This window comes from Ferrimonas marina (assembly GCF_900129905.1).
Taxonomy (GTDB): Bacteria; Pseudomonadota; Gammaproteobacteria; order Enterobacterales; family Shewanellaceae; genus Ferrimonas; species Ferrimonas marina.
Window position 1 is genome coordinate 310,544 of sequence record NZ_FQXG01000001.1, and the last position, 15,706, is coordinate 326,249.

The 15,706-nt window shown below is 54.1% G+C and carries 14 protein-coding genes; 8 read left to right on the plus strand and 6 right to left on the minus strand.

Features of this window, described 5'->3' with window-relative positions:
• Nucleotides 1-79: 79 nt before the first annotated feature.
• The 6 genes from BUC04_RS01440 to BUC04_RS01465 all read left to right on the plus strand — a co-directional run bounded on the left by BUC04_RS01440 (nucleotide 80) and on the right by BUC04_RS01465 (nucleotide 3,938).
• Nucleotides 80-412 carry a hypothetical protein gene (locus BUC04_RS01440; RefSeq protein WP_067654415.1) on the plus strand — a complete coding sequence of 111 codons (333 nt, stop codon included), beginning with the start codon at nucleotides 80-82 and terminating at the stop codon, nucleotides 410-412.
• A gap of 168 nt (nucleotides 413-580) precedes the next feature.
• On the plus strand, nucleotides 581-1,342 hold the full coding sequence (locus tag BUC04_RS01445; RefSeq protein ID WP_200804646.1) for a GNAT family N-acetyltransferase: 762 nt from the start codon (nucleotides 581-583) through the stop codon (nucleotides 1,340-1,342).
• A gap of 105 nt (nucleotides 1,343-1,447) precedes the next feature.
• Nucleotides 1,448-2,212, plus strand: a complete 765-nt coding sequence (locus tag BUC04_RS01450) for a carbon-nitrogen hydrolase family protein (protein ID WP_073325509.1) — start codon at nucleotides 1,448-1,450, stop codon at nucleotides 2,210-2,212.
• 249 nt (nucleotides 2,213-2,461) lie between these two features.
• On the plus strand, nucleotides 2,462-2,779 hold the full coding sequence (locus BUC04_RS01455; protein WP_143165492.1) for a hypothetical protein: 318 nt from the start codon (nucleotides 2,462-2,464) through the stop codon (nucleotides 2,777-2,779).
• Between the two features lie 104 nt (nucleotides 2,780-2,883).
• Entirely contained in the window at nucleotides 2,884-3,381 is a 498-nt protein-coding gene (locus tag BUC04_RS01460; protein WP_067654419.1) for a hypothetical protein, read from the plus strand.
• Between the two features lie 248 nt (nucleotides 3,382-3,629).
• Nucleotides 3,630-3,938 carry a hypothetical protein gene (locus BUC04_RS01465; RefSeq protein ID WP_143165493.1) on the plus strand — a complete coding sequence of 103 codons (309 nt, stop codon included), beginning with the start codon at nucleotides 3,630-3,632 and terminating at the stop codon, nucleotides 3,936-3,938.
• A gap of 235 nt (nucleotides 3,939-4,173) precedes the next feature.
• Here BUC04_RS01465 and BUC04_RS01470 read toward each other — a convergent pair whose 3' ends face one another.
• From BUC04_RS01470 to BUC04_RS01500, 6 genes are all read right to left on the minus strand, one after another.
• On the minus strand, nucleotides 4,174-5,448 hold the full coding sequence (locus BUC04_RS01470; RefSeq protein ID WP_067654423.1) for a DUF3526 domain-containing protein: 1,275 nt from the start codon (nucleotides 5,446-5,448) through the stop codon (nucleotides 4,174-4,176).
• On the minus strand, nucleotides 5,448-6,881 hold the full coding sequence (locus BUC04_RS01475) for an ABC transporter permease (protein ID WP_067654424.1): 1,434 nt from the start codon (nucleotides 6,879-6,881) through the stop codon (nucleotides 5,448-5,450). The genes BUC04_RS01470 and BUC04_RS01475 overlap by 1 nt, the downstream gene beginning before the upstream one ends.
• Nucleotides 6,881-7,600: an ABC transporter ATP-binding protein gene (locus BUC04_RS01480; protein ID WP_067654426.1), complete on the minus strand. Its 720-nt coding sequence runs from the start codon at nucleotides 7,598-7,600 to the stop codon at nucleotides 6,881-6,883. Before BUC04_RS01480 ends, BUC04_RS01475 begins: the two co-directional genes overlap by 1 nt.
• Nucleotides 7,601-7,785: 185 nt before the next feature.
• On the minus strand, nucleotides 7,786-9,825 hold the full coding sequence (locus BUC04_RS01485) for a TonB-dependent receptor (RefSeq protein ID WP_067654428.1): 2,040 nt from the start codon (nucleotides 9,823-9,825) through the stop codon (nucleotides 7,786-7,788).
• A 940-nt stretch (nucleotides 9,826-10,765) separates the two neighbouring features.
• A complete protein-coding gene (gene pyk, locus BUC04_RS01495; RefSeq protein ID WP_067654431.1) occupies nucleotides 10,766-12,202 on the minus strand; it encodes a pyruvate kinase in 1,437 nt (478 codons plus the stop codon).
• A gap of 212 nt (nucleotides 12,203-12,414) precedes the next feature.
• Nucleotides 12,415-13,269, minus strand: a complete 855-nt coding sequence (locus BUC04_RS01500; protein WP_067654433.1) for a MurR/RpiR family transcriptional regulator — start codon at nucleotides 13,267-13,269, stop codon at nucleotides 12,415-12,417.
• Nucleotides 13,270-13,524: 255 nt separating this feature from the next.
• Here BUC04_RS01500 and zwf point away from each other — a divergent pair, with 255 nt between their 5' ends.
• Both zwf and pgl read left to right on the plus strand, forming a co-directional pair.
• On the plus strand, nucleotides 13,525-14,997 hold the full coding sequence (gene zwf / locus BUC04_RS01505) for a glucose-6-phosphate dehydrogenase (RefSeq protein ID WP_067654435.1): 1,473 nt from the start codon (nucleotides 13,525-13,527) through the stop codon (nucleotides 14,995-14,997).
• A 1-nt stretch (nucleotide 14,998) separates the two neighbouring features.
• Complete coding sequence (gene pgl / locus BUC04_RS01510) at nucleotides 14,999-15,706, plus strand: 6-phosphogluconolactonase (RefSeq protein ID WP_082766525.1); 708 nt, start codon at nucleotides 14,999-15,001, stop codon at nucleotides 15,704-15,706.

The following is a 15,706-nucleotide window of genomic DNA, read 5'->3' on the forward strand; positions in this document are numbered from 1 at the left end:
TGACGGCCTAAACAAGGAAGATCGCGGATGGAGCCCGTAGGCTGGTAACACAATACCAAACCACAAGGAAGTGCCGATTATGAGCAACAGCGAGAACGACAAAATGCCCGAGTCCTGGTACTGGATGGGGGCAGCCATGGCCCTGGGCATCGTGTTTATGATCGCTCACAAAAATGGAGAGTGGAAGCGGGACGAACTAGCAAAAGAACTGGGCGCCATCCGTTACTGCACTGAAGTTCAAACCGATGACGTACGCTACAGCCGAATGATTGGCATGCTTGAAAACGCCGCGTACATGCAAGGGGAGGTCAACGAGGATCATGTTGATGCCTGGATTGAACACCACCGCAATGAAAGTGGCCTAGGCCCTGACTCCTGCGCACTCATGCTTTACGACATATTCCAAGGGTAAGCACAACGAAACAGGCCCTAAGCAAATCAAAGGAGTTCAAGGGGACAGAGTGATCGAAATAAGGTACTTGTGGCGGGAGAGTGCTTCCCTTCGGCGACTGCAATGAGGCATCATGAGGCACCTGGTAGCAGTTCCTTCTACGCGGATAAAATGAATACAGTGGATGTAATGCGCGAGTACAATGAGTTTGAACGCAAGCTTATTCACTCGTTTAATGGCGTAATGAAGTCAGATAGTAACCTAACTAAATTTGTATCTAAAGAACGTCATGGCAGTTATATTTCGTTCTTTGACTTTGATGAAAGCCTTGCTGAATCGATAGTTAAAGAGCAGCTTGCATATTTTAGCCAACGCAAATTATGCTTTGAGTGGAAGACATATAGTACCGACAAACCAAATAATATCGGCAGTGTATTAGTCGCTAATGGTTTTGATCAAGAAGATACTGAATCGTTTATGGTTTTAGACCTTTCTAAAGCAGCTAACGAATTTTTCGATGAATCTCAGATTACAGAAGTTTTCGATAGCCAAGGCATTAGTGATGCAATAAAGGTTCAAGAACAAGTTTGGGGTGGCGATTTCAATTGGCAATACAACTACTTAATGTGCCTCAAAGAGCAATCTCCAGATTCGGTATCCATTTATGTTGTGTACGTAGATGGACAGCCAGTAACTTCTGCTTGGTTAACATTTAATGGGAACAGCCCATTTGCAGGTATTTGGGGTGGAAGTACAATCAAAGAGTTTCGAGGCAATGGTTATTATAGCATGCTCCTAAATAAGCGTATCGCTGAAGCCAAATCGAAAGGTGTTAAATACCTAATAATCGATGCCTCAGATATGAGTAAACCGATAGTGTCAAAACGTGGTTTTAAAGTAATTGCGACAACAACGGGATACACTTCGCCAAATAGCAAACAAGTCGCTTAACTGGGACTCCTAACTCTTGGCCACTGTTATACAAATCGGCTTCAGAGTCTAGAGCACAGATTTCAAACTGGCTGGTATAGCGTTATCGCCCGTTAGCAAGGCGTTATGTTTTTAGGAGAAAAGTTGGATATCGGTATAAAAGTTGCGCTAGCTCAAATCCCAGTTGTAAGGGGAGATATGAGTGTAAATTTATCTCATCATCTTACTAAGATAGAACACGCGTCGGCTATCGGAGCTGACGTAGTTGTCTTTCCTGAGTTGTCATTGACTGGTTATGAGCTGGATCTTCTTGGTGAATTGACAGTCACAGAGAGTTCAAGTGTAGTGAAATCGTTATCAAAAGCTTCAATTGATAACGATATTATCGCCATCGCTGGGTGTACAAGAAATGTTATTGGTGCTCAAAAACCCATGATAAGTGCAGTGATTTGCTTTCCTGATGGTGAAATAAACTTTTACGCCAAGCAGCATTTACATGAAGGCGAAAATCAATACTGCTCGAGTGGTGCAGTTGACTACTATTTTGAGGTCAAAGGGTATCAAGTAGCTTTAGCTATTTGCGCAGATTTTGTCGAACCAGCACACTCAAAAAAGGCACGAGCTCATGGAGCAGATATTTATATTGCTAGTGCGCTAATATCAGAAGCTGGCTTTGAAACGGATGCTGAAATACTAGCTAACATCGCTGCGACAAACTGCTTCCCTGTTCTCCTATGTAACCATATTTCCAAATCAGGTGGGTGGTCAACTTGTGGGAATAACTCTGTTTGGAGTTCAACTGGAGAACATGTGTTCAGTTCAGAGTCGAAAGATAGTTGTTTGGTGATCTGCTCTATCTCTGGCACCAGGGTAGAGGCCAGCAAAACATAACAAAGCATTTAAGAGCGATTCCGTAACGTGTGCCGATTTTCGCTTCGCTCTAAGTTTGGCACACGTTACTTCACGCCTTAATGCGGCGTTATGACCCACAGTCCCAATGACCGCAATGGGGCGATCGCTGTCAGTGCTAGTGAGTATCGGTCAGGGCGTTTTGGCGCCTATCCCCTCTGATTACTGATCCTACTGGAGGCAGAACAGCAGGGTTTTCATATCGAGCGGCCTACTAAGGGCTTCGCGAGTGTGCGGAAGAGCAATATCCAAAATGAGCAGCATTCTAATGATCCGATGGAGCAAATAGAGCTGTTGGATCAGCGCTGCACCGGGATGCTTCTCAGCATGGACATCAACACGGTGGAAATGATGCTGGCGACCTACGATACCTTCACCGAGAAGTTGGCGCAGTTCAGCCTCAACCTCGCAGCGTGCTATTCCGCCCAGCTCGCGCTGCCCCAATGTTCCTCGGCAGTCGGTAAACTTATACAAACCTCCAGTTTTCACGACTGCGGCGTTTCTTTTTCACCCTTACAACATCCGCCTCTGTCGACTCTCTCAAGCTGAACCGAACCTGTGCGACTGTTCGCAATTCCAGCAAATGCACCTGTGCGTAACCCTCAGCACAGCGGTACCGTAACCTCGATTTTCACCAACTAACACAATCACAAATGAAGAAATTTCTGCTTATCGGCGCTCTGGCTGCCACTCCGGTTCTGGCGGAGGATACCGCCCCTGAGACCAGCTACTGGCATCCGGCGGACACCGCAATCACCTTCAACCTCAACTCCTTTGATGGTGCCAACTCCTACGGTCTGGGCGTTTATGGCCTGAACGGTGAGGGGCGCTTCTCGAGTGCAGTCCAGATGGACTACTACAGCGATTCCGGCAACGACTTTGGTGTGGGCTGGAGTGAGCGTTTTCTGCGGACACACTTCGGCTTTACATACGGCATTACCGACGACTTCTACCTCATGCCCATGCTGGGCCTGACCAGCGCCACCGTCGAAATCGACCGCTGGGGCAGTGACGGCGACAACTCCTTGTCCTACACCGTGGCGGGCCTGTACAAGATGGATCGACTGGCGGTAAAAATTGGTGTCGGCAACGCATCCTTCTTCGACGCCAATGAGACCGCGCTAGAGTTTGGCTTCGGTTTCACGTTTTAAGACCCAGCATCCAAAGCATCTTGGCGGCTTGCCCATTCCAGGCAGTGCTTCACCATGATGTCCGGCGATCCACACAAAAACCGACATCGCGAGTATAGAGCTAAAAACGCGTACTTCTGGCGGTTGAGTAAGTGAATGCCTTGATGCACGAGGCTTTGCGCCGATAACAGGAAACGTACATGCTCTGTATTTAGGCATGTACGTTTTTTTGTGCTTGCCTACAGGGTTAGATACAGAGGTGATTTGATATGGAAATGAAACGAGGTGACTACTTAGTTGGTGCAGTAATTGGCTTTTCTTTCATGATCGCCTTTGCTATGGGGGCCCCTGTTCCTCGGACGTCTGGAGATGATGTCTTTATTCGGGGTGTGCTCATCGTATTTTTCGCATATCTCGGCTTTGTGAGTGCCTTGGACTATGTGAAAACTAAGCCAGAAAAAGGCGGGAAAGATGCGGCTGCTGGTGAAGCTGAAGATAGCCTTCCTGGAGCTTATTGGTTCAAGAAAGCCTTAACAATACTAGGCTTTGTATTGCTTTACTTGTTCCTCTCTCGCTAGGTGGATATCAATGAACGGCTTATGCCCTAAGGGACTAGATTTGAAGACCAAAAGGGTCAAAGTGGATTAAAAGCAATTCACCCTGATCCCTTTGACGCATCACTGTACACCACAAAAACAAGGCCTGAAGCATTGCATTGCTTCAGGCCTTGATCATTAATTGGTGGTTCGAGCAGGTGGGGTCAGCCCGGCGTATCGAAACCTAGACTGCCCAAGCGCTCAGTGCGCGATTTAATTACCTCGCGATGTGAGAAGGGTAAGTTGGAATATCGACCAATTCCTCACTGTTGAACTCACCTTTTTCAAACAGCAGCGGGTAAAAATACACTCGCAACGCTTGATGGTGGTCTCGAACACTTTGCTCATAAGCCAGTGATGCTGCCACGTTGGTCTCTGCGAGCGATGACATCAGTCTCTGCACCGACATGGGTGGCGAGAGCAATGAAAGCATGCCTGCTGCCTGGTCCTTTTGCGCAATCGCATCACGATAGGATTGCGACAGCTCAGCTGCTTGTTGGTCGCCTGCCTGTTGGAATGCGTAATACCACTTCCAGTGGAACGACGATTCCATTTCAGTGTGTTCTGCCCACTCCGGATGCGCTTTCAAGAACTCATCCCATGTCGCTGAGTACGGTTTATCCCATGCGTCATTCACCGCTTGTCGTTGCAACAGAACAATCTCGCCACCTTTGGGGCTATCGACGATTTGATTGATCACCGTTTCACCGACAACCGGCACGATTACCGTTAATACCAACCATCCGGCCAGCAAAGCCGAGGCGATGCGAGGGGAGCTTTGCCCACGGGCCATCATCACACGCCCGACCACCATGGTCAGTACTACCCAGAACAGTAAATGGCCCAGAGCGATCAGCGCCATTAGTGCCGTTTCCAGCAGGGGCGCTTGCATCACGACGGCCCCGACGAGGAAGGGTAAAAGCATGGCCGCAGCGAGGAAAGCAGAAAGCACCAGTGCCCGTGCCGTCCAGAGCTTGTATTGATTCTTGGCCGTCACTACCAGGAGATCGTACCGCCCAGCTTCTCGCTCAGCAGAGCGTAAATCATGCAATAGAAGAATCACGAAGATGGGCAGCAAAACGCTGATGATAAACGCAAAGTCGAATCGACCTAGTAGCGATAACTCAGGGTTTTCAGCATCGGTTTCATGGATCTGTCCTTCCAGTGCCAGCATGCGGATGCGATGTTTCCAAGGGTACACATCGCGCTGGCCCATGGCCGCAAAAGCCAGGGACGACGGCTCATCATAGGTAAAATGAAAGCTGTAATATGCGGCATCGCCGTAATCAACCTGCTTGGCCAATACACTATGTCTATCGACCGCGTCCTTCTCCAGCAAACGTTCAATCGTCATTTGCTGTTGTCGGGAGTCAGCCACACCGCTCCATACGGCAAAGACAGAGAGCAAAAGAACCGCGAATAGAAACAGAACGACGGAACGCTGTTTTGAGAGGAATCGACACTCTCGAACTAAATCGGAAAATAGGACCATTACAGTATTCTTCTGCTTGCTTGCTTTACGAGTAACAAGATAAGCCCCAACCAAAACAACAGTTGGAGGGAGTAATACAGGCTGTGACTCAATCGGAAGGTGCTGGATTCCGGCTCAAATGAGAATTCCGACAGTACATCCCAATGACTCGCATCAACACGCGCGGTCTTAGCTGTTTCATCGTTCTTATAGCGGTTGATATCCGCCTCGTAATCCAGGTCATGTTCATGAACGTGGTTGAGCGCCTGGACAAAGTCGTACCTGAGGGTTTCTGCTTCCCGTAAAAACCGATGATGGGTTTCCAGGTTTGTGCCGGAGATCATCATCGACAAGGTACGCATTGAGACCATCGGGGAGAGCCAGCCAAACTGGCGAGCGATCTCCGCCTGCGACAGCTCCTCTTCCATGCGTGCCTCTGCATACTTGTTAAGGACGTCCGTTAGCTTTTTCTCTGAATAGGTCGCCACCACACCACGGAAGTTGACGGGCAGATCAGCGACGTCATCAACGCCATATTGCTCCAACAGGTCCTGCTTCAGCTTCACAAAGGCCGGGTCGGACGCATCATGCCCATTACCCAAGGTGCGCAACTCTTCTCGAACGGCGAAATCCGTTTCAAGCTTGCCTGCCGATGCAACCAGGGTGGCTGCCGTTGAGCTACCAATCCGTGGAATCAGAATGCAGAAAACAACCCATAAGCCAATCAGGGCTGCAAAGCTGACATTACTTCGTGGGCTTATGCTCGATACCCACAGGACAATCGCACTCCAAACCAGGATATAAAGGAGATATCCCAGGACAAAGCTGGCGGTGATCGCCACTGACTCACCGCTCACACTCGCCCAAAGACTGGCAAGGACAAGCGGTAAGAGCATTAGCATGCCGCTGCCCGCGATGGAGAGAAATTTGCCGGCCAGGATATCCTTGACCTTCACCCCTTGAGTGATCAAAACGTGCAAGGTGCCGGCTTCCCGTTCGCGGGTAATGCTGGAGTAGCCCACCATAATCAGCATCAACGGCACGATGACCTGCAGCATAAATGCAGGTGATAGGCTGCTGAAGCGCGTCATGCCACTGGATTGGCGCTGATCAGCAAACATGGCGCTGTTCTGTTGGTGGCCTTCCAGAAAAATGGCGGTTCCGGTATAGGCATCAACGCCGGGATCAATGATGCTAAGCGGGGAGGGCGCTCTGAACACGTAATGGCCGTAATGGACCATACGGTGCGGATGTTTGTCCGGTTGGTCGACGAAATTGGCTTCTGATGTGCGTTGCAGTTGCGCTCGCTCAGTGCCAGCCTGATGCATCTCAATTGAGTTGATCACCACTGATGCGAGAGACAGCATAACGCCAATCAAAATGACGGTGGCTGCCACCCTTGTTCGCTGCCAGTACCGCCATTCGTCACGCATGACCAGTTTGACGATGTTCATTACACTGTTCTCTTGGCAAAGGCGGTGTGAACCTCTTCGGTATCGATCGGTTGATTGCCATTGCGCTCAAACACGCCAACAATCTTCCCGCTGTCCAGCAGGCCGATGCGATGCGCAACCTGACATGCACCATACACATCGTGCGTCACCATAAAGACGGTTGCACCGCCTTGAGCCAGATCGGTGACCAGCTGGTTGAATTCATCAATGGCACTTGGATCCAAGCCCGAGGTGGGCTCGTCTAAGAAAAGAACCGGCGCTTCGCGCAGCAAGGCTAGCGCAATGGCCGTTTTCTGACGCATCCCTTTGGAATATTCCGACATCTTTTTATGCCAGGCGGTGGGCTGCAACGCCACGCGCGTTAACGCCGCTTCGACATGAGCGCGCGTTTGGTTTAGACCCGAGAGCGACAGGAAGTATTCGATATTCTCAATGCCGGTCATATGGCCATAGAGCATGACGGACTCAGGCAGATAGGCGATCTTATTCCGAATGGCACCGTTGTCAGAGCCAACCGAATGTCCCATCACCGAGGCATTACCAGCAGAGGGAGTCACTGTCCCGAGGAAGGACTTCAAGGTGGTCGACTTGCCAGCACCGTTGCCACCTAAAAGCGCAAAGACTTCACCTTGATTGACTGCAAAACTGACGTCATCAAGCACATTGTTATCGCCAAACTTCACACACAGTGACTCTGCGACAACGACAGGGTTAACCATAGTAACTCCCTAGATCTGTAAAAATACGACGAAAAATTTTTGGCTCGGCTGAGGTGAATGCATTCGCTGTCACACTGAATCAACCGAGGCGAGGATCTACCCAGAACTGCGGGTGGAGAGATCCATAAACACTGATAACTAGAGCGCCTCCAAGAAAGCGGAGGCGCTGTGATATCTCATCCTTTTTAGAAGCGGTATTGCAGCGTCAATTGCGCGTTACGAGGCTCGCCTGGTTGAACCCAGAGTCGGGCATAGGAGGACACCAGGTATTCGGTGTCGAACAGGTTCTCGATCCGAGCACGCAGCAGCAAAGAGTGGCTTAACTCCACGCTGGCGAACAGGTCCACGCGCTGGTAGGACGGCAGCCAGAAATCCGGGTCAACCGTGTCACCCAGTCGTTCCCCCACGTAGTGGTAGGTACCGCCTACTTCCAATGGGCGACCAGAGAGATGTGCGTTGTGGCGCAGGTTTACGAAGCCGCTGTGCTCAGCGATGTTCAGCAGCGGACTGCCTTTGGGGATCTCGATCCCCCAATCAGCGTCGGTCACGGTGTTGCGGGTCTCCGCATCGATCCAGGCGTAACTGAGATCCAACTGGGTTGAGGCCCCGAGCAGGGCGGTGATGTCCAGCTCCACCCCTTGGCTCCGTGCCTTACCGATGGCCGCCATGAAGGTGGGATCGATGGGGTCGCCGGTCAGTACGTTGGTTTTATTGGCTTGGAATACGGCCAGAGAACCTACCAGGTATTCGTTCTCCCACTTCACCCCAATCTCACTGGCCTTGCTCTCCTCCGGCTCAAAACCCTCGTTGTTGCGGTCGGTGTTGGAGTTGGGGTTGAAGCCCTCTGAGTAGCTGGCGTAGAAGCTCAGGCCCTCGATGGGCTGATACACCACACCAGCCCGGGGGCTGACCCGGGATAGATCCAGCTTCTGGTAGTGGCCCTCGTCGGAGGGATCGAGCAGGTGATCGGTGATCCCCTGCTTAAGATGATCAAAGCGTGCGCCAATCAGTACCTGCCATTGATCGGTTAGCTCGATCATATCCTGCAGGTAGAAACCGATGGCCTGGTGGTGCTCGGTACGGTCAGTCACCGGCGAGACGTCCGGCGCGACCTGGCCATAGATGGGGTTGTAGATGTTGATGGAATAGGTTGTTTCGCCCGGATCCGGACGCCAGCGACTCATTTTGTTGTCGTAGGTGAAGTCGTAGATGTCGGCACCGGACAGCAGATTGTGGCGCACGCCCAGCCAGTCCATCTCACCGCTGAGCTCAAAGCGGGCGGAAAGATCTTCGGTGCTGTGGTTGCGGTTGCGTTGCTGGCGGCTCAAGGTCTCGCCGTCTTCAAAGATCAACTGGCGGCTGGGTGACAGCTCGGCGTCGCTGGATTGCCCCACTAAAGAGGAGGTACGGTAGCCCAGGCCAGCGGAGAATCGCCAGTTATCGGCGAGATCATGGAACAGGGTCAGCTGGTGGCCTTGAGCATCAACCTCGTGGTCGCCGTCGCCAGGCTCCCCCAGGTAGACGTGGCGATCCAGTGGCTCCTGTCCTTCCAACACCACGATGCCGCGGTCGAAAGGCTTGCTTTGTCGCTGGAACTCACCCTCGTACAGCACCGAGGTATCGTTGTTGAGGTGCCAGTGCAGGGAGGGGGAGATTGCCAGTGCTTCGGTCTCTACCGTATCCCGGAAGCTGCCACTGTCGATGTAGCTACCGTTGATCCGAAACGCCAGATCGTCGGTCAGGCCCGTGGTGAAGTCGCCTTCAAAGCGGTAGTCGTCATAACGACCCGCGCCCATCTGCAGCATCCCTTCGGTGGTGAACTGCGGTTTCTTGGTGACGATGTTGACCGTACCACCAGGCTCGCCGCGGCCATAGAGCGCGGAGCCTGGCCCCTTCAACACCTCGATGTATTCCACACTTGCGGTATCACGAATGCCACTGAAGCCACGGCCAGCGCTGAAGCCGTTAATCAGGTAGGCCGACGGCAGGTTTTCATCCCCGCTGAAGCCACGGATGGCAAAGGCATCCCATAAACCACCTAGGTTTTGCATCGGCACAATGCCGTTTACCTGAGACAACGCGGTGTGCAGATCGGTGATCCCCATCGCCTCCAGATCCGCCCCGTCTAGTTCAACCACGGCCTGCGGCAACTCATCCGGAGACACGTTGCCGCGGTAGGGCTGCGGTACGTGACGGATCTGCAGCACTTCAATGTCTTGGTTCAACGAAGCGTCTGCCGCTGTGGCAGCGCGTTCATTCGTTTTCTGTTCGGCAGCGAACGTCGTCGGGAGGCCCAGGGTGGCGGCGATAGCCACACTTACAAGTGTTGGTTTTGTCATTATTGGATTTGTCTTTTTGCAATAAACACAGCCGTTCTGATGCGGGGCAGCCATGCGCCAAACAACACCAGATCGGTACAGCGGTTGCTGCCGTTGTGACCTCATTCGCCAATAGGCGAATCCCTTAGCCCATCGATAAATACATCGGCATACATCGGACAGACACGGGGCCTTTGCTCACTGAAATGCCGGCGCAACGGTGCACCGAGGCGTCAGGGAACAAAACGACAGCAAGGGGTGGTTAAGGTTTACGCAGGAAAGACGGGGGGACCACGACTGGAAGGCTCCAACGCAGGGAGCCGCGAGATGGGCGCGGTAATAGGGCGGTAAACTACGGTTTCAGGCCGTTGAAGCGGCAACACAAAGACAAACGCGACCGTGCTATCGCGGCAGTAATCCACCAGCAAGCCAGCCAAACAGGCGTTATCAGCGTGGGAGTGATGGTCGTGGCCATCGATGATGTGGTGATTACCGTATTCCAGCCCCAACCCATGGAGGTATTCTTCAAACGCCACTGCGCGCACTGTCTGGCTGACCAGGACAGTCCATAGGATGAGCAGGATTGACAGCGTTCGAGAAAACAACATTCGTGGGCTTTGGGCAGATTAGGCCGACATTTGATACCTAAAACCCAAAAAAATCAATCCGACTTCAAAGTTAATCTGTGCTGGTGTGGCCATTGAACTGATTTGAGGGCTGACAACTTATCTTCGTTTTAGGGCCGACATTCTAAGATCGCTCGGCTAACGCTAACCCCTTTAAGACTGGTAACAAGACCAAACAAAAAAGCCCCCATTGCTGGGGGCTTTTCTAGTACTCGACAACGTTAGCTGACGGTGACGATCTTACAGGTGTTGGTGCCACCAACGGTTTCCATCATGTCGCCTTTGGTCAACAGGATGGTGTCGCCCACCACAATCAGACCGGATTGCTTGGCACACTCGATAGCAGCCTTGATCACCGTGTCTTCTGTGTGGGTGCTGGAATCAAACTGCAGCGGGGCCACGCCGCGGATCAGCGCCATCCGGTTCAGTGCAGACTGGTGACGGGACAGGGCGATGATCGGCAGGTTGGAGGTGATACGGCTCATCAGCAGTGGAGTAGTACCGGACTCAGTCAGTGCCACGATGCCTTTGATGCCCTCCAGGTGGTTGGCAGCGTACATGGTGGCCATGGCGATGGTTTCTTCCACCGAGCTGAACACGTCGGTCAGGCGGTGGCTGGAGGTACGGGCGCTGGGGTGCTTCTCGGCACCGAGACAGACGCGGGCCATGGCTTGTACGGTCTCTTCCGGGAAGTCACCGGCGGCGGTTTCGGCGGAGAGCATCACTGCATCGGTGCCATCCAGTACCGCGTTGGCGACGTCCATCACCTCGGCACGGGTCGGCATCGGGCTGGTGATCATCGACTCCATCATCTGGGTGGCGGTGATCACCACCTTGTTGTGGTGACGGGCACGGCCGATCAAGCGCTTCTGTACGCCCACCAGCTCGGGGTCACCAATCTCAACACCCAAGTCTCCCCGGGCCACCATCACTACGTCGGAGGCCTTGATGACGTCGTCCATCGCTTCGTCGTTGGCAACAGCTTCGGCACGCTCCACTTTGGAGACGATGTGGGCGGTCAGGCCAGCCTGCAGCGCCAGCTCACGGGCGTAATCCAGGTCCGCACCAGTACGGGGGAAGGAGACTGCCAGGTAATCCACCTGGATCTTGGCGGCGGTGATGATGTCCGCCTTGTCTTTGTCGGTCAGTGCCGGCGCGGAGAGGCCACCGCCGAGCTTGTTGATGCCCTTGTTGTTGGACAGCGGGCCGGCCACGGTCACCTTAGTGTGCACCGCGTTGCCCTGTACGGACTCAACCTGCAGCTGCACACGACCATCGTCCAGCATCAGGATGTCACCGGGGCCCACATCCTTAGGCAGCTCTTTATAGTCCAGTCCTACGCGTTCCTGGGTGCCTTCACCCTTGGGCATGTCACTGTCGAGGATGAAGTGATCGCCGATGGCCAGATGGATCTTGCCGTCTTTAAAGGTAGAGACCCGGATCTTGGGGCCCTGGAGGTCGCCGAGGATCCCCACCTGCAGGCCGTGTTTCTTGGCCAGGGCGCGGACCTCGTCGGCGCGCTTGATGTGGTCTTCCGGGCTGCCGTGGGAGAAGTTCATCCGTACCACGTTGGCGCCGGCAAGCAGGATCTTTTCCAGGTTGCCGTCCCGGTCAGTCGCGGGGCCCAGGGTGGTGACGATCTTGGTTCTTCTGAGCATGTGTTGCTCCATCTGTGTGCTGCTAAGGATAAAGGCGTAATTTATTCAACGACTTTGAAATAAATTTACAATCAATTCAAGTGACTAATTCAAGTCAGATGTATGAATACGTTTGGACTGGGGTAATTTTAGCCGTCAGCAGGGGGGCGAGCAGGGGCAGGAGGCAAGAAACTGAACGGCCCACCATGATGGTGGGCCGTTTTTGAGTGGGGTTACAGGCCTTGTGGCTTCTCGAAGCGCGACTCTTTCAGCGCCTCTTTTACCCGTTTGAGGTTCTCGCGGAAGCGCGGGCCTCGGCGCAGGGTGAAGCCGGTGGCCAGTACGTCTACCGCCACCATCTGGGCCAGTCGGGAGGCCATCGGCATGTACAGGTCGGTGTCTTCCGGTACATCCATGGTCAGCGCCAGGGTGCACTCCCGGGCCAGGGGACTGTCCTTGGCGGTCAGGGCGATCACCTGGGCGTGGTTCTCACGGGCCAGGCGAGCTACCTCTACCAGCGCCTTGGTACGCCCGGTGTGGCTGAACAGTACGATCACTGTGCCTTCACGGGCGTTGATGCAGCTCATCCGCATCATCAGTACGTCGTCGAAGCAGGAGACCGGGATGTTAAAGCGGAAGAACTTGTTTTGGGCATCGTGGGCCACAGCGGAGGAGGCGCCCAGGCCAAAGAAGGAGATCTGATCCGCCTGGGTCAGCATATCCACGGCGCGGTTGACCGCGCTGGCATCGATGGACTGCTTGGCAGAGTCCAGAGCCGCCATGGAGGATTCGAAGATCTTGGCGGTGTAGGCCTCGGCGCTGTCGTTGGCTTCAACGTGGCGTGACACATAAGGGGTGCCATTGGCCAGGCTCTGGGCCAGGTGCAGTTTGAAGTCCGGGAAGCCTTTGGTATCCAGGCGGCGGCAGAAGCGGTTGACCGTGGGCTCACTGACGTCGGCCATCTTGGCCAGGGTGGCAATGCTGCACTGAATGGCCAGTTGCGGATCAGCTAAAATTACCTCGGCCACTTTGCGTTCGGACTTGCTGAAATTGGCAAGGCTTTTTTGAATCTTATCAATCGTATTCATAAACCGGGTATGACTCTGTTCTGTAGATAACTTTGACTTGAGCCGTGCGCTCACAACTGGCCAAGTGGCTCTATTTTGTTGGGTTACCAGAAGGAATCTATGGCGCTGATCCCATTTCAGGTATCTTACTGCCAGAATTGTAATTTAGCCAGAGTAGCGGGGTCCGGTTTCCCTTGCATAAGTGGCAAAATTTCATTCTAATGTAGCTAAATTACAAAACTCGGGTGGGGCACCCACCCGCATGAGGAGACGGTAGTGGCTGTTAAAAGTGATTCATCAGTCCAGTCCTGCGATTTTGTTCTGTTCGGTACCCTGGGTGATCTGGCGCGACGTAAGCTGTTGCCGGCCATGTACCAGCTGGATAAGGCAGGGTTGCTTCACGCGGATACGCGTATTCTGGGCATCGCCCGCAAAGGGATGCCACAAGAAGAGTACGTGGCAGCAGTAAAGGAAGCGCTCAGCACTTTCCTGAAGGAACCGCTGGACGAGGGCACCTGGACTGACTTCCAGCAGCGTCTGACCTTCTACAGCACGGACTTTACCGACCCTGCTGGTTACGCTGGACTGAAAGAGGTGTTGAACCCCAACAGCGTAATGGTGAACTACTTCGCTACTCCCCCCTCCATCTACGGCGACATCGGCCGTTGTTTGCAAGAAAATGACCTGATCCAGCCCAACACCCGCGTGGTACTGGAAAAGCCCATCGGTCACGACCTGGCCTCCAGCCAGGTGATCAACGACCAGGTGGCAGCCTACTTCGAAGAATCCCAGATCTACCGTATTGACCACTACCTGGGTAAAGAGACGGTTCAGAACCTGGTAGCCCTGCGCTTCGCCAACTCCCTGTTTGCCTCTAAGTGGGACAACCGAACCATCGACCATGTGCAGATCACCGTGGCCGAAGAGGTGGGCATCGAAGGCCGTTGGGGCTACTTCGACAAAGCCGGCCAGATGCGCGACATGATCCAGAACCACCTGCTGCAGGTGCTGTGTCTGGTGGCCATGGACCCGCCGGTCAACCTCAACGCCGACTCCATCCGTGATGAGAAGGTGAAGGTGCTCAAGTCGCTGCGTCCGATCAACCAGGACAACGTGTTTGAGAACACCGTCCGTGGTCAGTACACCGGTGGCTTCCTCAAGGGCAACACTGTACCGGGTTACCTGGATGAAGAGGGCGCCAACCTCGATTCCGACACCGAGACCTTCGTGGCGATGCGGGTCGACATCGATAACTGGCGTTGGGCCGGCGTGCCGTTCTACCTGCGCAGCGGCAAGCGGATGCCCACCAAGCATTCCGAGATCGTGGTGCACTTTAAGAACCCGCCCCACAACCTCTACCGTGACCACTACCGTCAGCTGCCTGCCAACAAGCTGACCATCCGTCTGCAGCCTCACGAAGGGGTTGAAATCCAGATGATGAACAAGGTACCGGGTCTGGATTCTTCCACCCGCCTGCAAACCACCAAGTTGGACCTGTCGTTCTCTGACACCTTCAAGAACGAGCGCATCGCCGATGCCTACGAGCGTCTGCTGCTGGAGTGCATGCTGGGCAACCAGGCACTGTTCGTACGCCGCGATGAAGTGGAGCAGGCCTGGACCTGGTGTGACTCCATCATCAACGCCTGGGAAAACTCCAACGAGCCGCCGAAGAGCTACCCGGCCGGCAGCTGGGGCCCGGTGGCGTCCGTGGCCCTGATCACCCGCGATAACCGCGCCTGGGAGGAGTAAGATGACTGCCATTGCCCTACCGGTTATGAAAACCTTCGCCCGCTCCGATGAGCTGGTGGCCCAACTGGCCAAACGGATCTGCCAACAGCTGCAGGATTCCGTTGACCAACGTGGCAGCGCCTCGCTGTTCGTCTCCGGTGGCAGCACCCCGCTGCCGCTGTTCCAGGCGATGAGCAAGATCGGCATCGACTGGCAGGAGGTGTGCATCTCCCTGGTGGACGAGCGCTGGGTTGGCCCGGAGCACGCCGACAGCAACGAGCGCCTGGTGCGCGAGCATCTGCTGCAAAACCGCGCTGCCGGCGCCAAGTTCGTTGGCCTGGTCACCATGCATGCCACCCCGGAAGAGGGCGTGGCCATGGCGACTGACCGTCTGTCCCACTTCCCCCGTCCTTACGATGTGGTGATCCTGGGCATGGGCGGCGACGGCCACACTGCGTCGCTGTTCCCCTGCTGCGAGCAGCTGGAGGAGGGCTTCAACACCGAAGCGACCCTGCTGGCGACCCATCCGACCAAGGCACCCCATGGCCGTATTTCGCTGTCCCTTAAGGCGATCCTCAATGCCCGTCAGATCTACCTGCACATCGGTGGGGTAGGGAAGAAAGAGGTATTGGATGCGGCGCTGGCGGGCACCGATGCCAAGGAGCTGCCGATCCGTGCGGTTCTGGCTCAGAGCCAAACCCCCATCGACGTTTACTGGAGCGAAGCGTGA